Origin of the sequence: Microbacterium sp. OR16, assembly GCF_047306725.1 — a bacterium.
In the GTDB taxonomy this organism is placed as follows: domain Bacteria; phylum Actinomycetota; class Actinomycetes; order Actinomycetales; family Microbacteriaceae; genus Microbacterium.
Genome location: NZ_JAZEXK010000001.1, coordinates 203132 through 221527, shown reverse-complemented (window position 1 = coordinate 221527; position 18396 = coordinate 203132). Strand labels below are relative to the sequence as shown.

The 18396-nt window shown below is 70.5% G+C and carries 17 protein-coding genes; 10 read left to right on the top strand and 7 right to left on the bottom strand.

The window, feature by feature from the left end:
• Position 1: 1 nt before the first annotated feature.
• Positions 2 to 3283, bottom strand: a complete 3282-nt coding sequence (locus tag V2S05_RS01095) for an ATP-dependent helicase (RefSeq protein WP_413633423.1) — start codon at positions 3281 to 3283, stop codon at positions 2 to 4.
• A 150-nt stretch (positions 3284 to 3433) separates the two neighbouring features.
• On the opposite strand from V2S05_RS01095, the gene V2S05_RS01090 reads away from it, so the two are divergent.
• Both V2S05_RS01090 and V2S05_RS01085 read left to right on the top strand, forming a co-directional pair.
• Entirely contained in the window at positions 3434 to 3658 is a 225-nt protein-coding gene (locus tag V2S05_RS01090; RefSeq protein ID WP_271638099.1) for a DUF3107 domain-containing protein, read from the top strand.
• Position 3659: 1 nt separating this feature from the next.
• A complete protein-coding gene (locus V2S05_RS01085; protein WP_413633422.1) occupies positions 3660 to 3947 on the top strand; it encodes a hypothetical protein in 288 nt (95 codons plus the stop codon).
• Positions 3948 to 3984: 37 nt separating this feature from the next.
• On the opposite strand, the gene V2S05_RS01080 is transcribed toward V2S05_RS01085, so the two are convergent.
• Entirely contained in the window at positions 3985 to 4695 is a 711-nt protein-coding gene (locus tag V2S05_RS01080; protein WP_271638101.1) for a ferritin-like fold-containing protein, read from the bottom strand.
• A 163-nt stretch (positions 4696 to 4858) separates the two neighbouring features.
• Here V2S05_RS01080 and V2S05_RS01075 point away from each other — a divergent pair, with 163 nt between their 5' ends.
• Entirely contained in the window at positions 4859 to 6379 is a 1521-nt protein-coding gene (locus V2S05_RS01075; protein ID WP_413633421.1) for a DEAD/DEAH box helicase, read from the top strand.
• A gap of 200 nt (positions 6380 to 6579) precedes the next feature.
• Here V2S05_RS01075 and V2S05_RS01070 read toward each other — a convergent pair whose 3' ends face one another.
• Positions 6580 to 7455: a PHP domain-containing protein gene (locus tag V2S05_RS01070; protein ID WP_413633420.1), complete on the bottom strand. Its 876-nt coding sequence runs from the start codon at positions 7453 to 7455 to the stop codon at positions 6580 to 6582.
• A 54-nt stretch (positions 7456 to 7509) separates the two neighbouring features.
• Between V2S05_RS01070 and V2S05_RS01065 the strand changes: the two genes are divergently transcribed.
• The 3 genes from V2S05_RS01065 to V2S05_RS01055 all read left to right on the top strand — a co-directional run bounded on the left by V2S05_RS01065 (position 7510) and on the right by V2S05_RS01055 (position 11786).
• On the top strand, positions 7510 to 8535 hold the full coding sequence (locus V2S05_RS01065; protein ID WP_413633418.1) for an endonuclease/exonuclease/phosphatase family protein: 1026 nt from the start codon (positions 7510 to 7512) through the stop codon (positions 8533 to 8535).
• A gap of 37 nt (positions 8536 to 8572) precedes the next feature.
• Positions 8573 to 9991 (top strand): aminopeptidase P family protein, encoded by a 1419-nt coding sequence (locus V2S05_RS01060; protein WP_413633417.1) that lies wholly within the window; start codon positions 8573 to 8575, stop codon positions 9989 to 9991.
• Between the two features lie 310 nt (positions 9992 to 10301).
• Positions 10302 to 11786 carry a DUF222 domain-containing protein gene (locus tag V2S05_RS01055; RefSeq protein WP_413633416.1) on the top strand — a complete coding sequence of 495 codons (1485 nt, stop codon included), beginning with the start codon at positions 10302 to 10304 and terminating at the stop codon, positions 11784 to 11786.
• A 258-nt stretch (positions 11787 to 12044) separates the two neighbouring features.
• Here the strand turns inward: V2S05_RS01055 and V2S05_RS01050 are convergent, their stop codons facing one another.
• From V2S05_RS01050 to V2S05_RS01040, 3 genes are read right to left on the bottom strand one after another with little or no spacing between them, the layout of a single operon-like run.
• A complete protein-coding gene (locus tag V2S05_RS01050; protein WP_413633415.1) occupies positions 12045 to 12710 on the bottom strand; it encodes an alpha/beta family hydrolase in 666 nt (221 codons plus the stop codon).
• Positions 12710 to 13117, bottom strand: coding sequence for a hypothetical protein (locus V2S05_RS01045; protein ID WP_413633413.1), 408 nt, complete (start codon positions 13115 to 13117; stop codon positions 12710 to 12712). The genes V2S05_RS01050 and V2S05_RS01045 overlap by 1 nt, the downstream gene beginning before the upstream one ends.
• Positions 13114 to 14169 (bottom strand): general stress protein, encoded by a 1056-nt coding sequence (locus tag V2S05_RS01040; RefSeq protein WP_413633412.1) that lies wholly within the window; start codon positions 14167 to 14169, stop codon positions 13114 to 13116. Before V2S05_RS01040 ends, V2S05_RS01045 begins: the two co-directional genes overlap by 4 nt.
• 76 nt (positions 14170 to 14245) lie before the next feature.
• Here V2S05_RS01040 and V2S05_RS01035 point away from each other — a divergent pair, with 76 nt between their 5' ends.
• Genes V2S05_RS01035 through V2S05_RS01025 form a run of 3 tightly spaced genes read left to right on the top strand, consistent with a single transcriptional unit; the run spans position 14246 to position 17146 of the window.
• On the top strand, positions 14246 to 15505 hold the full coding sequence (locus V2S05_RS01035; RefSeq protein ID WP_271638114.1) for a magnesium transporter: 1260 nt from the start codon (positions 14246 to 14248) through the stop codon (positions 15503 to 15505).
• Positions 15505 to 16038, top strand: a complete 534-nt coding sequence (locus V2S05_RS01030; RefSeq protein ID WP_413635192.1) for a DUF1003 domain-containing protein — start codon at positions 15505 to 15507, stop codon at positions 16036 to 16038. The genes V2S05_RS01035 and V2S05_RS01030 overlap by 1 nt, the downstream gene beginning before the upstream one ends.
• Positions 16025 to 17146, top strand: coding sequence for an Mrp/NBP35 family ATP-binding protein (locus tag V2S05_RS01025; RefSeq protein ID WP_413633410.1), 1122 nt, complete (start codon positions 16025 to 16027; stop codon positions 17144 to 17146). Before V2S05_RS01030 ends, V2S05_RS01025 begins: the two co-directional genes overlap by 14 nt.
• A gap of 77 nt (positions 17147 to 17223) precedes the next feature.
• Here the strand turns inward: V2S05_RS01025 and V2S05_RS01020 are convergent, their stop codons facing one another.
• On the bottom strand, positions 17224 to 17613 hold the full coding sequence (locus tag V2S05_RS01020; RefSeq protein ID WP_413633409.1) for a twin-arginine translocase TatA/TatE family subunit: 390 nt from the start codon (positions 17611 to 17613) through the stop codon (positions 17224 to 17226).
• Positions 17614 to 17700: 87 nt separating this feature from the next.
• Between V2S05_RS01020 and V2S05_RS01015 the strand changes: the two genes are divergently transcribed.
• Complete coding sequence (locus V2S05_RS01015) at positions 17701 to 18333, top strand: O-methyltransferase (protein WP_413633408.1); 633 nt, start codon at positions 17701 to 17703, stop codon at positions 18331 to 18333.
• Positions 18334 to 18396 lie beyond the last annotated feature (63 nt).

Here is an 18396-nt window from a genome sequence, read left to right as displayed (position 1 = left end):
GTCATGCGCTCACCGCCGGGACGGTGTGGATGTGGCAGGGCGAGACCCGCACCTGGGTGTCGGCGCAGTGCGCCTCGACCTGTGCGGTGAAGCTGCTGGCGGCCATTCCGCGGCCCGCGGCGACGACCCGCTGCAGGAACGCGGTGCGCGCCTCGTCGCCGAGCGTGTGCTGATGCGCGACGCGGTACTGCGCCTTGCCGACGGTCTTCGAGACGACCACCAGCCGGGCGCCGCTGAGCGATTCCGCCGGTGCTCCTTCGATCAGCCCCTGCTGCACCGCGATCTGGTAGGCGGCGAGCTGCGCGTGCTCGCGCACGTTCGCCTCGGTGTCGGGCTCGTACTTCCCGGTCTTCAGGTCCACCACGACGACTCGCTCGCCCTCTCCGCTCATCCGCTCCCACTTCTGCCCTCGGGCCGCGTCGTGCTCGCCCGCCCCTGCGGGGTACACCTCGACCCGGTCGATGACACCGCTGACCAGCGCCAGCGGCGTCGACTGTCGGGGGCCCGCACTCGTGTCCGCGACGTGGGCGGGTGCGCTCACCGCGGCGCCGGTGTCGGCGGCGCCGGTGTCGGCGGCGCCGGTGTCGGCGGTCTCACCTGCGGCGAGTACGGCGCCGGTCTCCAGATCGACCGAGAACCGGAACGGCGCCTCCGCGCCGACCACTCGACCGCCGTCCCTCGACACCTCGCCCAGGTACGAGCGCAGCCGTTCGAGGTACAGATCGGCGCGGCGGCGCTCCTTCCGGCCGATCCACGCCGTCTCGAAGTCCAGCTCCGGCCAGTGCTCGTCGATGATGGCCCGCATCGCCTCGGGGTCGCCGTCGGGCACCTTCTCCATCACCTCGTGCACGATCGTGCCGATCCCCGCCGAGGGAGGCATGACGCTGTCACCGCCGAGCGATGACACCACCCAGTTCAGCCCGCACTCCTCGAAGGCCTCCAGGCGCGAGGGCGACACCCGCACGGGAGCCGCCTGCAGATCGCGCAGCGGCGCCGCGCTCGAGCTCTCGGTGACCCCGTACCAGTCGTCGACGTGCGCGCCGGGCACGCCCTCGTCGGCGAGGATCCGCAGCTGTCCGGCCGCGAAGGCACGCTCGGCCGAATCGGTCGAGGTCGTCAGGGTGCGCCGGTGCCGCGCGACGAGCCCGCGCAGCGTCAGCGGGTGCGCGAAGCGCACCTCGTCCTCCTCGGCGGGCGGCGGGGACGGCAGGAACGAGAAGAAGGGGCTCGGCGACATGTCGTCGTCGTCCACCGCCGTCACGACGAGCCGAGTGCGGGCACGCGAGACGGCACGCACGAACAGCCGCAGCTCGTCGTGCAGCGCCGCTCTGCGGCGGTCGAGCACGCCGGGCACGGTCTCAGACTCACCGGATCGCGCGGCGGAGACGGCCTCGTCCAGCCGCCAGGTCTCGAGCATCCCGCCGCGCAGGCGGACGTTCGGCCAGATGCCGTCCTGCACGCCGGCGACCACGACCGCCTCGAATTCCGCGCCGAGCGCGGTCGCCGGTGTCAGCAGGGTCACGAGGCCGGGCCGGTCGGGGGTGGAGAGGGTGTCTTCGGGCACCTCGCTGTCGAGGATGTCGCGGATGAACAGCGCCGGCTTCTCCTGCGGCGAACGCTCGACGAACCGCTTCGCGGCGTCGAAGAGCGCGACCAGGCTGTCGAGCGAGCGGGAGATCTCCGCGCCTCCCGGCTGATCCGCCGCCGCGCGCCACGCGGCCTGCAGCGAGCCGCCGCCGATCGAGCGCGCACGGTCCCACACGATCCACAGCAGCTCGTGGATCGTGCGACCCGCCGTGCCCTCGTCGTGCAGCATCCGCAGCGTCTCGGCGAATCGCTGCGCGATCCTCGCCTCCGGCGCGTCGACCCGGTCGAAGAGATGCGGGAACTGCATCGCCTCCCTGAGCAGCTCACGCGCCGGTGTCGACCCGCCCTGCTCGAGCTCGACGTGGCGCAGGCGCGCTCGCAGCCGGCGCAGGCCGACGGCGTCGAGGCCTCCGAACGGCGAGGTGAGCGTCTCGGCGAGCACGTCCGACGCACGCTCCTCCGGCGGCAGCAGTCCGAGCCGTACGATCTCGACGATCTCGCGCACGATCGCCTCGCTGCCCAGCGGACGCGGCACGCCTGCCGCTCTGGTCGGCACCTCGCGGGCGGCCAGCTCGGCCTCCAGCATGACGATCTGGCGCGTGTCGTGCGCGATGACGGCGAGGCGGCTCCACGGGATCCCGTCGCTGAGATGCCAGTCGCGCAGTACGCCCGCGATGCGGTCGACCTCCTCGTGCGGTGACGGCGCGATCAGCGTGCGCACACCCGCGCCGTCGGTCTCGTCGGGCGGGCGGCGGTGGTCGACCCGACCGGCGACGCCGATGGCCTGCGTGACGGTGCGGGTCAGCGCGGTCAGCGCCGGGCTCTGCCGGTGCGCGGCGTCGAGCACGTGCACGTCGCCGAGCACGCGTGCGAGCTCGGCGAACAGCTGCGGGCTGGCGCCGCGGAAGGCACCCGAGGAGATGTCGGGGTCGCCGAAGGCGAGCACCGCGACGCCGCGCGAGCGCAGCGCCCGCACCAGTCGCACTCCCCCGCGCGTGAGCTCCTGCGCGTCGTCGATCAGCACGACGCGCAGCCGGGCCAGCGGTCCGAGCGCCACGGGCTCAGCGGTGCGCAGGATGGCGGTGGCCTCGGCGAGCAGCTCGGGCACATCCCGGTGAGCGACCCGCATGCCGCCCATCACGTCGCGGTACTCGGCGAGGAAGTCGTCGGCGGCGCGCCAGACCTCGCGCCCGGAGCCGGCGAGCTCGCCGGGCCGGATGCCCAGCTCGGTGCACTCGGCGAGGAAGGCGCGCAGCTCGGAGCGGAATCCCTTCGAGGCGCGCACGGCCGGGCTCAGCGCGTCGGGCCAGCGACGCACACCGTCTTCCGCGTCGCCGGCGAGCAGGTCGGCGAGGATGCGGTCCTGATCGGCGCCGGTGAGCAGCGCGGGCGGCTCGTGTCCGGCGTGCATCATGGCACCGCGGACGAGCTGGAAGGCGAACGACCCGAGCGAGCGCGCCAGCGGGCCGGGCGTCGCCTGGTCGATGAGCACGCCGATCCGGTCGCGCAGCGCCGTGGCCGCCTGACGGCTGGGGGTGAGCACGAGCACCTCATCGGCGGACATGCCCGTCGCGAGCAGATGCACGACACGGTCGATCAGCGCGGTCGTCTTGCCCGTGCCGGGGGCGCCGATGATGACGCCGGATGCGGTGGCATCCCCCTTCACGACGGCGAGCTGAGCGGCATCCGGGATCATGCTTCCACGCTATAGCGGCCCGCCGACACCGAGCGCTGCGGCCGGGCCCTGGCACGGCTGTGCGCCCAGGGCGAAATCGACGCCGACCACCGGCCCGGCGTCGGACCAGCCGGTAGAGTTGCCGGTGTTCGCCCAACCTGAGGAGATCGCGTGGAAATCCGCATCGGCATCATCAACACCGGTCGTGAGCTGAGCTTCGACACCTCCAGCACCGCTGACGAGGTGCGCGCGCAGGTGGTCTCGGCTCTCGAGCAGAATGCCAGCCACATCAGCCTCACGGATGCCAAGGGAAGCTCGTACATCGTGCCGACCGCGAACCTCGCCTACATCGAGCTGGGCACCGAGGAGTCGCGCCGCGTCGGCTTCTTCGCCTGACATGTACATCCTGCTCGCCCTGATCGCGGCGTGCTCGCTGGGCGTGGCCCTGCACTTCGTGCTGCCGCGGCGGGAGCTGCGCGGCGTCGCCGTGACGCCGGCGATCGCGACCGCCACGACCGCCGCCGCCTACACGATCATGCAGTGGGCGGGTGTCGGCGAGGGCGACGTCTGGCTCTGGGTCGTGAGCATCGCAGCCGGCATCGCGGTGGCGACGGCATCCACCCTCGTCCTGACGTCGCAGCGCACGCGCCGCGACGCCCTCGAGAAGCAGGCGCTCGGCATCTGAGACGATCAGCCGCCGGATGCGGTGACCATTCCGGATGCTACGAGGCGAGCCCCATGGCATCCATCCGCCTGGCGTGCGCACCCATCAGCTCGGTGTACACCGGCTCGATCCGCTGATCGTCTGCGACGAGACGGCCGGGGCGCAGCGCGTCGCGGCACACCAGCAGGGTGTCGCCGACGAGGCGGCGCCCCCACATCGACAGCAGCGATCGCCATTCGTCGTCGCTCTCGATCGTCTGCTGGATGATCGAGACGATCTCACCACCACGGTCGTCCTCGCGCAGGATCGCCGCGACGCGCTCGCCGGTCTCCCCGTAGCTGCCTGCCAGCGCGAGGTAGAAGTCGTCGAGCATGCCCGCGGTGAGATACACCGCGAGCAGGGTCTCCTCCTGCCGCTCGCCGATGGTCTTGCGGCGAAACTCGTCGAGATTCTCACGGAAGGGCAGCATGACCTGCGTCGGGTCGTCGCCCAGCTCGGAGATCACCTGAACGATCCCGCGGTGCTTGTCGAGAGCGGCGCCGGCGGCGCGCGACAGCGCCTCTTTGCGCGCCAGTTCCTGGGTTCCGCGGATGCCGCGGCTGAGCGTCTCGAAGTACCCCAGCTGCAGGTAGGCCGCCTGCCCGAGGAAGCGGTTCAGCTCGGGGGCGAGCTCGGCGAAGTCGACACGGGTCGTGCCACTCGCCTCGCCGCGACTGCGCAGCTTCAGAGTGCGCCGCTGAGGCCTGCGCTTCCAGAACCAGTTGACCACGAGCCCAGACTACTGGGCGCGGGGCAGTACTCCGGTAGGCTTGTCCCGTCCTGCCATCGGAGCAGGGCCCCGCGCCTGTGGCATGCACTGAGACGGCGTGGATCCGTTACGAGGCGCCCGCGTGGCACACTCCGCGCTCGCGCCGGACAGGCAAGAGAACACTGTGACTTCATTCGCTGATCTGGGAATCGATCAGGACATCGTCGACGCGCTCGCCGCGAAGGGGATCGTCGACGCCTTCCCCATCCAGGAGCAGACCATCCCCCTGGGCCTTCCCGGCCAGGACATCATCGGTCAGGCCAAGACCGGCACCGGCAAGACGTTCGGCTTCGGCATCCCCGTGGTGCAGCGCCTCGGACAGAACCCCGAGCACGGCGTCAAGGCGCTCATCGTGGTTCCGACCCGCGAGCTGGCGGTGCAGGTGTACGAGGACATCGACCTGCTCACGTCCAACCGCTCCACCAGCGTGGTCGCCATCTACGGCGGCAAGGCCTACGAGGGTCAGATCGACCAGCTGAAGGCCGGCGCGCAGATCGTGGTCGGCACTCCCGGCCGCCTCATCGACCTGGCCAACCAGCGCCTGCTCGACCTCTCGAACGCGAACGAGGTCGTGCTCGACGAGGCCGATAAGATGCTCGACCTCGGCTTCCTCGCCGACATCGAGAAGATCTTCTCGAAGGTGCCGCCGGTGCGCCACACCCAGCTGTTCTCGGCCACCATGCCCGGCCCGATCGTGGCGCTGGCGCGTCGGTTCATGTCGAACCCCATCCACATCCGCGCCAACGACCCCGACGAGGGGCTGACCCAGGCGAACATCAAGCACATCGTCTACCGGGCGCACTCGCTCGATAAGGACGAGATCATCGCCCGCATCCTGCAGGCCGAGGGCCGCGGCAAGACGGTCATCTTCACGCGCACCAAGCGCGCCGCGCAGAAGCTCGTCGACGAGCTCGGCGACCGCGGCTTCAACGTCGGCGGCGTGCACGGAGACATGGGCCAGGAGCAGCGCGAGCGCTCGATGGCCGCGTTCAAGGCCGGAAAGAGAGACGTGCTGGTCGCGACCGACGTCGCCGCGCGCGGCATCGACGTCGACGACGTCACGCACGTCATCAACCACACCATTCCCGACGAGGAGAAGACCTACCTGCACCGCGCCGGCCGCACCGGCCGCGCCGGCAAGACGGGCATCGCGGTCACGTTCGTCGACTGGGAGGACCTGCACAAGTGGGCCCTGATCAACCGTGCGCTCGAGTTCGGTCAGCCCGAACCCGTCGAGACGTACTCGTCGAGCCCGCACCTGTTCACCGACCTCGACATCCCCGAGGGCACCAAGGGACGTCTGGTCACGGCGCCGAAGGCCGAGAAGCCGGCATCCGAGCGTCGCCAGCGTCAGCCGCAGAAGGCGGCGGATGCCGCAGCCGAGGGCACCGATGACGGCACGACCAAGCGGCGCCGGCGCCGTCGTCGCGGTTCGGGCGGCGACAAGGTGGGGTCGACCTTCACCGAGGGCGTCGAGGGCGCCGAGCAGCAGGCATCCGGTTCGTCCTCCGCCGCAGAACGCGAAGCCGACGGCGCGGGCACGCACGACGGCGACGCCACCACCGAGCACCGTGACGGCAAGCCCGCCCCGCAGCGCAGGCGCCGTCGCCGCCGCAGCGGCGGAGCGGCTCCCAGCGGCGCCTGACGCATCAGCTCATCGAGGCCTCTCCTGCTCGGCAGGAGGGGCCTCGACCACGTTCCGGCGGGATGCGCCTGCTCCGGATGCCCGCGACGGGCGCTCGTCCTCGTCGATCCGCTGCTCGAGCGGTGCACACCATCGTCTGACCGGACGCTATGGGCTTCAGTCCGGGCGAGCGCCGGCAGAAGCGGCAGAATGCCGGGGCGTCAGGGTGTGCGTGGCGCGGTGCCGGTGGCCCGCTCGACGATGCGCGCGACCATCTCGTCGGCCGTGGTGTTCTCTCCGGGGCGATTGGGCTTCCCGCCGCCGTGGTAGTCGCTGGATCCTGTGACGATGAGGTCATGGCGGGCGGCGATGTCGCGCAGCAGCCGCTTGCCGTCTGCGGTGTTCTCCCTGTGGTCGACCTCGAAGCCGGCGAGCCCCTCGCCGATCAGCCGCTCGATGTACGACAGGGGCATCATGCGGTCGCGTCCCGCGGTCACGGGATGCGCGATCACCGCCACTCCCCCGGCGCTGGTGATCAGGCGCACCGCCGTCAGCGGGTCCGGAGCGTAGTGCGGCTCGTAGTAGCCCTCGCGCGGATGCAGGATGCCGTCGAACGCCTCCGTGCGATCGCGGACGATGCCGCGGGCGACGAGCGCATCGGCGATATGCGGACGCCCCACCGTGGCATCCGGAGTCGTCTGCGCCAGCACGTCGTCCCAGCCGAGGTCGTAGTCGCGGCCGATGCTGCGCACGATGCGCTCCGCCCGCCCGACCCGGTCGCTGCGGATGCGGTCGGTCTCGGCCACGAGATCGGGGTCATCGGGATCGAAGAGATAGCCGAGCACGTGGACGCTGCGCCACTCGTGCTTGGCCGACAACTCCATGCCGGGCAGGAACGTCATGCCGAGCGAGACGGCGGCATCACCCGCCTCCCGCCAGCCGGTCGTGCGGTCATGGTCGGTGAGGGCGGCGGTGCGGATGCCGTGGGCGTGCGCCTGACGCATCACCTCGGCGGGCGGCTCGGTGCCGTCGGAGTGGTTGGAGTGCATGTGCAGGTCGCTCGGTCCCCGGAAGCGGGCGGAGGGGCCTGTAGTCATCCTCCGAGGGTACCGCCAGCGGCGGCTCAGCCGTCTCCTCTAGGCTTTCGGGCGATGCTACGACTCGTCGGAATCCTCCTCACCGTGCTGTTCGCCATCGCGACGGCGATTCTGGTGTGGCCGCAGTTCTTCCACCTCGAGCTGACCTTCCCGATCACCCAGATCATCGCCTCCAGGGCAGCACTCGCCGCCGGGTTCCTGGGCGTCGCGCTGGTCTCCGCGCTGCTGCTCTTCGCGCGGCCGATGCGCGGCTTCGCGGCCTCGATCCTCATCCTGTCGCTGATCGGAGCAGGATCCATCGGCGTGATCGGCGCCATGCGCGGATACGGCTCCGACTCCCTGCCGCAGAAGACCGATGAGGCGGTGCGCGTGCTGTCGTGGAACACGGCGGGTGCGGCAGTGTCGGCCGAGACGATCGCGGGGGTGATCACCGATCGGCAGATCGACATCGTGGCGCTGCCCGAGACGTCTGAAGAGGTCGGCGAGCAGATCGCCATCATGATGCGCGACGCGGGACGTCCGATGTGGGTGCACCATGTCAACATCCATCCCGACGTGCCCGACGGCCCGCAGGCCTGGCAGACGACGATCCTGATCTCGGCCGATCTCGGCGAGTACTCGGTGATCGACTCGTCGCGAGACGGCTCGAGCAACACCGGGTCCGTGCCGAGTGCGGTGGCGATGCCGGTCGACGGCACCGGTCCGACCATCGTCGCCGTGCACGCCGTGGCCCCCCGAGAAGACGCCATGTCGCAGTGGCGATCGGATCTGGAGTGGATCGCCGACCAGTGCCCGGAGGGCGAGTTCATCCTCGCCGGCGACTTCAACGCGACCCTCGATCACATGGCGTCGTTCGGCTCGGAGGGCGGCACCATGGGCCGTTGCGTGGATGCCGCGGCCAGCACCGGCAACGGCATGATCGGCACGTGGCCCGCCGACCTCCCGCGCCTGGCCGGCGCTCCGATCGACCACATCATGTCGAGCCCGGAGTGGAAGGCCACCGGAACCCTCGTGCTCGAGGAGTCGGGCGGCAGCGACCACCGGGCGGTCATCGCACAGCTGGAGCGGGCCGGCCGGTAGCGGGCATCGTGTCCGCGACGGGTGAGAGGATGGATGCATGACCAGCGCAGACACCGACGCCGCCGTCGAGACCCCCGCCGAGACTGTCGCAGCGGAGAAGAACCCCCGCAAGCAGCCGTTCCCCCAAGGATTCCTCGACACCATCTCGACCGGGTGGGCCGATCGCCCCGAGTCCATGCCCGCAGCACGCGCCCAGGCGCCGTACGCCGCCGCTCGCCGCGCCAAGGTATCGGCGGCCTTCCCCGGCAAGCGCCTCGTCGTGCCGGCCGGATCGTTCAAGCAGCGCAGCAACGACACCGACTACCCGTTCCGCGCACACTCGGCCTTCGTGCACCTCACCGGATGGGCGAACGAGTCCGAGCCCGACTCGCTGCTCGTCTTCGAGCCGACCGCGAACGGCCACGATGTGACGCTGTACTTCCGCGAGCGCGCCGACCGCACCACCAGCGAGTTCTACTCCGATGCCACGATCGGCGAGTTCTGGATCGGGCCGCGCCCGTCGCTCGCCGGCGTCGCCGCCGACCTCGACGTCGCGACCGCTCACGTCGACTCCTTCGTCGCCGGAGACGATGACCTCGTCGTCGACGCCGACGAGGAGCTCACCCGCTTCGTCTCCGAGCTGCGTCTCGTGAAGGACGAGTTCGAGGTCGCCGAGATGCGCCACGCGGTGGCCGTCACGGCATCCGGATTCGACGACATCATCCGCGACTTCGACCGCGCCGTGGCCCACCCTCGCGGGGAGCGGATCGTCGAGGGCGTGTTCCACCAGCGCGCCCGCAGCGACGGGCACTGGGAGGGCTACGACACCATCGCCGCATCGGGCCACCATGCGTGCTACCTGCACTGGACGCGCAACGACGGCGCGGTGGTGCCGGGAGACCTGATCCTCATCGACGCCGGCGTCGAGGTCGACAGCCAGTACACCGCCGACATCACCCGCACCCTGCCGGTGAACGGAACCTTCTCAGAGGTGCAGCGCCGCGTGTACGAGGTCGTGCTCGAGGCCGCGGACGCCGCATTCGCCGCGGCGAAGCCGGGCGTGAAGTTCCGCAGCGTGCACGAAGCCGCGATGGAGGTCATCGCCACGCGCACCGCCGAGTGGGGCGTGCTGCCTGTGTCGGCCGAAGAGGCTCTCGACGCCGACCAGGGCGGCCAGCACCGGCGGTACATGGTGCACGGCACCTCGCACCACCTCGGCATCGACGTGCACGACTGCGCACAGGCGCGGCGGGAGATGTACTACGACGGCGTGCTCGAAGAGGGCATGGTCTTCACGATCGAGCCGGGGCTGTACTTCCAGATCGACGATCTCACCGTGCCCGAAGAGCTGCGTGGCATCGGCGTGCGCATCGAGGACGACATCCTGATGACGGCCGACGGCGCCGTGAACCTCTCGGCTGACATCCCCCGCACGGCGGACGACGTTGAGGCGTGGATCGCGCGGCTGAAGGGCTGAAGGAGGCCAGCTGTCGACGATGGCGAGAACTCGCGAGCTCTTGATCAGCCGCGAGTTCTCTCCCGCCCGCCTTTCAGGGGGGCGTCGCGCGCGTCGAACTTCGACGATCACGGTGCGGGGAGAAGGGCGCCACAGGTGCGGAGCGCATTCCGCGATGAGTCGTAACCCGCGAAGTGGTGTGTGCGGATGTGCTTTTTGAGCCCGTTCACCACCTCCCACTGTCCAAGTTTCGTGACCTTTTCGTGATTTCTTGAGCGTTTCGTATTCGTTCTTCTGTTCGAATGTCGGTGGCCCCGCTCACAATGGAGTCATGGCCCTCTTCACCGACATCGACGCCCAGGTCACCGCGCTGCGCGATCTGATCGGTGACGATGTGACGCCGGAGGACCTCCCGGTGCGGATGTCGGCCTTCGGCACGAACGAGTTGGTCGACACGGTGACCGCGGTGGCCGCACTCGTGCGCGGCGTCGAACGGATCGGCATCGTCGCGGCCGGTATCACCGCGAGACGCTCCCGTCGCGACGCCGGTCAGGACGGGCTCGCGCAAGGACTGGGACACCGCACACCGGCCGCCATGCTGCAGGACATCACCGGAGTCAGCAGCGCCGAAGCGCAACGGCAGGTGCGCCTCGGTCTGTCCGTGCTCGAGGCTGATCCGTCCCAACCCGGTGGAGATGCCGAACAGGATTCGTCGACGCCGTCAGGGGGCCTGACGGATGTCTCGGCAACCGAGCCAACGCGACTGCCGTGGCACGCGCCGCTGTCGGCCGCTCTGCTGCGCGGCGCGCTCTCCCCCGCACAGCACGACGCCATTCAGCGCGGGCTGGGCCACCCTGTGGATGAATTGCACGACACTCACGCGGCGTGGAGCGCAGCGGCGGAGCAGCTGATCGCCGACGCCACCGCCCGCACCGTGGAGGAGCTGCGCATCCAGTCCAGGGCGATCCGCGACCAGCTCGATCCGGACGGTGCGGAGCGCCGATTCGCCGAGCGCTATGAGCGCCGCGGATTCCGACTCTGGACCGACGCGGACGGCGTGGAACGGGGTCGCATCGATTTCGAAGACGACGGCGCCGCGTGGGTGCGCGCTATCCGTGATGCGGCGCTTCGGCCGCGACGCGGAGGGCCCCGATTCGTCGACTCCGCAGAGGCGCGGCGAGGACAGGACCTCGTCGACGATCCTCGTACCAACGATCAGCTCAGCTACGATTTGCTGCTCGATCTGCTGCGCGCCGGGGCACTCGCCGACGCGACCGCCGTCTTCGGCACCCGGCAGGCGGGCGTTCGCGTCGTGCAGGTGATCGACTCCGCCGGGCAGCCGATCAGCGCCCGCACTGAAGACTTGAACCACCCGCTGCCGCAGTCGGCCGTCGATCACCGCATCTGCGAGAGCGGAACTGTGCCGGTCGACGTCAACCGGACCGGCGATCCGCTCAACGTCGGGCGAGAGCACCGCCTCTTCACACCGAAGCAGCGCATCGCTCTGGCGATCAGAGACGGCGGATGCCGCTGGCTAGGCTGCGATCGCGCGGCTTCGTACGGCGAAGCCCACCACATCGACGAGTGGCGCCGCGATGGTGGTCGTACCGATATCGACCGCGGAATCCTGCTCTGCAGACACCACCATATGCAGCTGCATCACGGCGGCTGGCAGATCACACGTGACGGCCGGGGCGACTTCCTCCTCCACCCGCCGGGACGCCGACCAGCCGTCCCGCTTCGACCCCGCGCAGCGCTGACCGCTGCCTGGGCCGGCATCGACCCGCCCCCGAAGCGGTTCAGACCCGCGGCCTGAGGATGCGTCCTCAGCGGTCCATGATCTCCTCCCGGCGGGGGTGGCATCAGTGACGGCTCGGCGCGCGTCTGATGCACTCAGCGCAACCTGGACCCATCCGGTACCCTCGGCGCACTAAGTGGGACCGCGACGTGCCCAGCGCAAACCCGACCTACTCAAAGCGCCTCGACGCACTCGCGCAACCTCGACCCACTCGCGCAACTTCGACGCACTCGGCTCAACCTCGACGCATCCAGCACTGTCCGGCGCGACTACGCGTCAGCGGCGCTCGACCTCGTCGATGAACGCCACCACCAACGGCGCCAGACCCGCGCCGACGACGTCAGCCGTCCGCTTGACGCCCTTGACCTCGAACGAGTGCCCACCACCGTCGATCCACGTGATCCGGGCATCCCGACACGACGCCACAGCCTCCTCCAGCTGCGACAGCGGCTGCACGAACGGGTCGTTCGTGCCCTCCACGAACAGCTGGGGCGCACGCACGGCGGGCAGATGCTCGACCCTCGGCTTATCGGGCCTGCCGGGCGGATGCAACGGGTACCCGAGGTACACGAGCCCATCCACGTCGAGACCGTCCGCGACAGCCATCGACGCCATCCTGCCGCCGTACGACTTGCCGCACGCCCAGATCCCGGCCTCGGGGCGCTCGGAACGGATCGACGCCACCACGGCTCGCCAGGTGAGCACGGCGTGCGCGGCGGGGCCGGGCATCCGCCGACCCGCCTCCACGTAGGGGAAATTGAATCTCAGAGTCGTGAACCCCGCGTCACGCAGCGCCGCGGCGAATCCGACCAGGAAGGGATGATCCATGCCCGCACCGGCTCCGTGCGCAATCGCGATGACACCGCGCGACTCGCCATCCGGCTCCTCCCACGCCGTCGTCACCGACGCTGCGCCGGACGGCAGATCCACCGCTACGGACATCAGACGCTCCGCGCGAACGGAAGGCGAACAACCTCACCGCGCCGCGCGCGCCGCAGCGCGAACAGCACGACCACGAGGTGCACGACGCACACGAGCACGTACAGCAGCAGCGGGATGGCGTGCGGCAAAAAGCCGGGTGCAGGAGCGCTCGACTGCGTCATCCGCACGAGCCCCAAGCTCAACTGCACGAGCAGCAGCGCCGTCGACACGATCAGGAACAGCCGCCCCCACGAGCGCGCGAGAGCCGCGTTCCTCTTCGCCAGCGGACCCTGTCGCGACAGCGACCCGTAGGCCGCGATCATTCCACCGCCGGCTCCCAGAGATCCGAGGAACGGGATCGGAAGCAACACGAGCAGCCCCAGCGCCCACGCCGAAGCGCCCGTCGCCTGGCCACTCGAACCCGTCATCGCGGGTCGGTCGGATTCGACAGGTCGCTGCCGACTCCGGGCTTCGGCGCCGCGGGGATGCCCGGAGCCGGATCAGCCGGGCTGGCGGGTCCATCGATGCCGGGCTCCGCCCCAGGGAGGGGCGGCTTCGGAGGAACGACCGGCCCGCCGGTCGACCCGGGAGCAGGGTTCGGCGCGGGAGCGGGGTCGGATCCGGGAGCAGGGTCGGATCCGGGAGCAGAGCCCCGACCGGGAGCGGGGTCAGACCCCGGAACGGGGTCGATGCCCGGAGCAGGAGAAGAACCAGAGGCGGGATCCGAACCCGGCGCAGGAGACGCACCGGGCGCCGGATCTGAACCAGGGGCGGGATCCGAACCCGGCGCAGGAGACGCACCAGGCGCCGGATCTGAACCAGGTGCGGGATCCGAACCCGGCGCAGGAGACGCACCAGGCGCAGGATCAGCGACGGGAGCAGGATCAGCGACAGGCTGCGGCGACGGAGACACCGGTCCACCCGGAGCAGCGGGATCGGTCTGCCCCGTCGGCGGAACGCGCTCGCCGTACCGCGGCGGCTCGCTGAGGTCGACCGGCGGACGAACCGTCTGCGGTCGCTCGGGCCCCACGACGCCTCGCGCCTTCGTCAGCGACGCCGGCTGCACCCGCACCTCGTAGTGGTCGGCGAGCATCTGCATCATGCTCGCGAAGTCGCGACGACGGCGCACGATCGAGTACGTCACCAGGCTCATGATCATGCCCAGCGCGACACCGATGAGCAGGAAGCCGAGGAAGAGCGAGATCGGGGCATCCGGGGTGCCGAACAGCATCACAGCCGACAGCAGCAGACCGATCAGCACGCCGTTGGTCGCGCCCGACCGCGCGGCGGCCGCGTATCCGAGCTTGCCGGTCACGCGCTCGACCGTGCGCACACCCTCGCCGACGATGGCGATGTCACGCGCGGGCACCTCGCCCGCGATCAGCTTCGAGACGATCTTCTGGGCGGCCTCGTAGTCCTTCGTCGAGGCGATCACCTCGCCGAGATCGGTGCCTTTTCCCGGTCGATTCAGCATGCTCATCCGGCCATTGTCCCATCGACCCCTATGCGCCGTCACCCGCCCGGCCCACAGCGGCCCCGCGGACTACGCTTGACGCGTGAGCACACAACGGGTCTTCGTCGCACGTCTGGCAGGATGCGCCGTCTTCGACCCCGTGGGCGATCGACTCGGCAAGGTGCGCGACGTCGTCATCGTGTACCGCAAGACGGCCTCCCCGCGCGTGATCGGACTGGTCATCGAGATCCCCGGACGCCGGCACGTGTTCCTCTCGATAGGCCGGGTGACGTCGATCCGAGCGGGTCAGGTCATCAGCACCGGTCTGATCAACGTGCGCCGCTTCCAGCCGCGCCCCGGCGAGGTGCGCGTCGTCGCCGAGTTCCTCGGCCGCCGGGTCAGCCTCGTCGACGGCGGAACCACGGCCGTCGTAGAGGACGTCGCGATCGAGCAGGATCGCCACGGCGAATGGGGCATCACCCAGCTGTTCCTGCGCAAGGCGAAGACCAGCGCATCGCCCTTCGCCAAGGGGCCGACCACATTTGCCGCATGGAACGAGGTCGCCGAGCTGCGAGAGCCGGGCGAAGCCCAGTCCGCCGAGCAGCTCGTCGCCACCTACTCCGAGCTGCACGCCGCCGACCTCGCCACCACCCTGCTCGACCTCCCGCAGGAGCGCCGCATCGAGGTCGCCGAGGAGCTGCCCGACGAGCGGCTCGCCGACGCGCTCGAGGAGATGCCCGAAGACGACCAGGTCGGCATCCTCGATCGGCTGGGCGACGAACGCGCCGCCGACGTGCTCGACGAGATGGAGCCCGACGACGCGGCCGACCTGCTCGCCCAGCTGCCCCCGGAACGACTCGAGCACCTGCTCACCCTGATGGACCCGGAGGAGGCGGAGGACGTCAGGAATCTGCTGCGCTACGGCGCCGACACCGCCGGCGGTCTGATGACCCCCGAGCCGATCATCCTGTCGGCCGACGCGACCGTCGCCGAGGCGCTGGCGCTCATCCGACGCCACGAGCTGCACCCGGCCCTGGCCGCAGCCGTGTTCGTCACGCTGCCGCCCTTCGAGACGCCGACGGGGCGGCTGCTCGGCGTCGTGCACTTCCAGAAGATGCTGCGCTATCCCCCGCACGAGCGGCTCGGGGCGATCCTCGACGAGTCCGTCGAGCCCGTCGCCGTCACCGCCTCGGCGGCCGAGGTCGCGCGCATGCTCGCCAGCTACGACCTCGTCTCGCTGCCCGTGATCGACAGCGCGCATCGTCTGGTGGGCGCGATCAGCGTCGACGACGTGCTCGACTACCTGCTGCCCGATGACTGGCGAACCCACGACGCCGACGAGCCGACGGCGGGCGCCCGATGATGGCGCGCACCTCGCGCACCGCGCGCCTCGACACCCCTGGCACCCGCGGGGTCACCCGCACACAGACGCCCTCGCGCGACCGGTTCGGCCGCTTCACCGAGTGGGTCGCCCGCGCGATGGGCACCCCGACCTTCCTCACGATCCTCACGCTCTTCTGCGCGCTCTGGATCGGATACACGATGCTGGCGGAGCAGAACGGGTGGTGGCGTTTCGACTCAGCCGCCCTCGGCTTCACCGCACTCACGCTGATCCTTTCGCTGCAGGCCTCGTACGCCGCACCGCTTATCCTGCTCGCGCAGAACCGACAGGACGACCGCGACCGCGTGCAGATCGAGCAGGATCGTCAGCGCGCCGAGCGCAACCTCGCCGACACCGAGTACCTCGCCCGCGAGATCGTCGCCCTGCGCATGGCCCTCGAAGAGCGCTCGAACCAGCAGATCACGCGCGACGTGCTGCGGCAGGAGCTGAAGGCGCTGCTCGCCGACCTGGGCGACGACGAGCGCGCGGCGGAGGGGCGCCATGACGCTCGCTGACCGCGTGCGTGCGGCGGTCGCCGCCGTCACCGACCCCGAGCTGCGACGCCCGATCGGCGACCTCGACATGGTGCGCGACATCGACGTCGACGGAACGACGGCGCGGGTCGGGATCGTGCTCACGATCGTCGGATGCCCGGCCGCCCAGCGCATCGAGCAGGACGTCAGGGATGCCGCAGCTTCCGTCCCCGGGATCGCCGACGTCACCGTCGAGGTCGGCGTGATGACCCCGGACGAGCGGCGAGCGCTCACCGAGAAGCTGCGCGACGGTCGTCCCGCCCGGCAGATGCCGTTCGGGCCGGACTCGCTGACGCGGGTGATCCTCGTCTCGAGCGGGAAGGGCGGCGTCGGCAAGTCCACCGTCACCGCGAACCTCGCCGTCGCACTAGCCCGCCAGGGGCTGCGGGTCGGACTGGTGGATGCCGACGTGCACGGCTTCTCGATCCCGGGGCTGCTCGGCATCGCGCCGGGCACTCAGCCCACCCGAATCGACGACCTGATGCTTCCGCCTGTCGCCCACGATGTGAAGACCGTGTCGATCGGCATGTTCCTGCGCGACGGCGAAACCGTGGTCGCGTGGCGCGGACCGATGCTGCACCGCACCGTGCAGCAGTTCCTCACCGACGTGTTCTTCGGCGACCTCGACGTGCTGCTCATCGACATGCCCCCGGGCACCGGAGACATCGCGATCTCGATCGGGCAGATCCTGCCGCACGCCGAGGTGCTGGTCGTCACCACCCCGCAGCCGGCCGCGGCCGACGTCGCGATCCGCAGCGGCCTCGTAGCCAGGCAGACCGGTCAGCGGGTGATCGGCGTGATCGAGAACATGGCCGCGTTCGCCCTTCCCGACGGAACCCTGCTCGACCTGTTCGGCGCGGGCGGTGGAGCCGAGGTCGCCCGCGCGCTCAGCGCCGACGGCGATGAGGTTCCGCTGCTGGCATCCATCCCGCTCAGCCCGGCGCTGCGCCGCGGCGGCGACCAGGGCGTCCCGGTCGTGCTCGGCGAGCCCGACGACATCGCGGCGCGGGCGATCGACGACGTCGCGCAGCGGATCGCCCACCGGGGGCGAGGCCTCTCCGGCCGATCCCTTCCCCTTCGGCTCAGCTGAGCAGAGTCGACTGAGCAGCGTCGGATGAGCAGAGCCGGCCGAGCAGCGTCGGCTGAGCAGAGTCGGATGAACGACGGTCAGGTGGCCTCGACGTCGAACGGCGGCGGAGTCTGTCGGGAGAAGTACGTCCTCGTCATCCGCGGCCGCACCGGGGCGACCGGGTCGGTCGCGACGGCGGTGGTCGTCGAGACCGGCTTCGCCTCGAACTCCGGCTCTTCGAACAGCGCGTCGCGGATGATCCGGCGCGGGTCGTACTGGCGCGGGTCCAGCTTGCGCCAGTCGACCTCGTCGATCTCCGGACCCAGCTCATCACGCATCCTGCTCTTGGTCTCGCGGAGGTACTCCCCCGCGCGGCGCACGAACTTGGCGAACGACTCGGCGGCCTTCGGCAGACGCTCGGGGCCGATGATGATGACAGCGACAAGCCCGATCAGCAGCAGCTTGTCGAAGGTCAACCCCAGTTCCATCCCCCCAGGCTACCCGCCGCGCCTCACCGCGTGATCCGCCCCGCCCGCTTACGCTGGTGACCACAAGCTTTTCCGAGGAGAGACCCCATGAGCGAGCACGACGCGAACGCCCGATTCGCGCGAGAGACCATCGTGGAGCCCGCCGCGATCGCACGCGCGCGCGCCCACGCCCTGGAGCTCGGAGCCGCCCCGATCAGCGCCGCCGTGGGAGCGCAGTGCGCGGTGCTGGCCGCCGCGAGCGCCGCCCGGTCGGTCCTCGAGATCGGCACCGGCGCCGGAGTCTCCGGCCTGTGGCTGCTGCGCGGAGCACCGCAGGCGGTGCTCACGACCATCGACAACGAGCGCGAGCATCTCGCCGCCGCTCGCCAGGCGTTCACCGACGCGCGGGTGCCCGCCGCCCGCGGTCGCTTCATCACCGGCCGCGCGTCCGACGTGCTGCCGCGCATGAACGAGGGCGCCTACGACATCGTCTTCATCGACGCCGACCCCGAGAACGTCATCGAGTACGTCGAGCACGGCCTGCGCCTCGTGCGCACCGGCGGGCTGGTTCTCGTGCCGCGGGTGCTGCAGGGCGGCCGCGTGGCCGACCCCGTGCAGCGCGACGGGGTCACCAGCGCGTACCGTTCGCTGGTGCAGGAGACGCAGGAGTCACAGGCGGTGCTGGCCGCCCTCTCCACCGTCGGCGAGGGGCTGCTGCAGCTCGCCCGCATCGCCGAGTAGCACGCGAGCAGATCCCGGAACACGGCCCGGACGACTCGGCCCGGACGACAGAGGGGCGGTGGA

Excerpts from the sequence above, each read along its gene's own strand:
- V2S05_RS01095 (WP_413633423.1), bottom strand. The coding sequence starts at position 3,283 with ATGATCCCGGATGCCGCTCAGCTCGCCGTCGTGAAGGGGGATGCCACC.
- V2S05_RS01085 (WP_413633422.1), top strand. The coding sequence starts at position 3,660 with ATGTACATCCTGCTCGCCCTGATCGCGGCGTGCTCGCTGGGCGTGGCC.
- V2S05_RS01070 (WP_413633420.1), bottom strand. The coding sequence starts at position 7,455 with ATGACTACAGGCCCCTCCGCCCGCTTCCGGGGACCGAGCGACCTGCAC.
- V2S05_RS01065 (WP_413633418.1), top strand. The coding sequence starts at position 7,510 with ATGCTACGACTCGTCGGAATCCTCCTCACCGTGCTGTTCGCCATCGCG.
- V2S05_RS01060 (WP_413633417.1), top strand. The coding sequence starts at position 8,573 with ATGACCAGCGCAGACACCGACGCCGCCGTCGAGACCCCCGCCGAGACT.
- V2S05_RS01055 (WP_413633416.1), top strand. The coding sequence starts at position 10,302 with ATGGCCCTCTTCACCGACATCGACGCCCAGGTCACCGCGCTGCGCGAT.
- V2S05_RS01050 (WP_413633415.1), bottom strand. The coding sequence starts at position 12,710 with ATGTCCGTAGCGGTGGATCTGCCGTCCGGCGCAGCGTCGGTGACGACG.
- V2S05_RS01045 (WP_413633413.1), bottom strand. The coding sequence starts at position 13,117 with ATGACGGGTTCGAGTGGCCAGGCGACGGGCGCTTCGGCGTGGGCGCTG.
- V2S05_RS01040 (WP_413633412.1), bottom strand. The coding sequence starts at position 14,169 with ATGAGCATGCTGAATCGACCGGGAAAAGGCACCGATCTCGGCGAGGTG.
- V2S05_RS01030 (WP_413635192.1), top strand. The coding sequence starts at position 15,505 with ATGGCGCGCACCTCGCGCACCGCGCGCCTCGACACCCCTGGCACCCGC.
- V2S05_RS01025 (WP_413633410.1), top strand. The coding sequence starts at position 16,025 with ATGACGCTCGCTGACCGCGTGCGTGCGGCGGTCGCCGCCGTCACCGAC.
- V2S05_RS01020 (WP_413633409.1), bottom strand. The coding sequence starts at position 17,613 with ATGGAACTGGGGTTGACCTTCGACAAGCTGCTGCTGATCGGGCTTGTC.
- V2S05_RS01015 (WP_413633408.1), top strand. The coding sequence starts at position 17,701 with ATGAGCGAGCACGACGCGAACGCCCGATTCGCGCGAGAGACCATCGTG.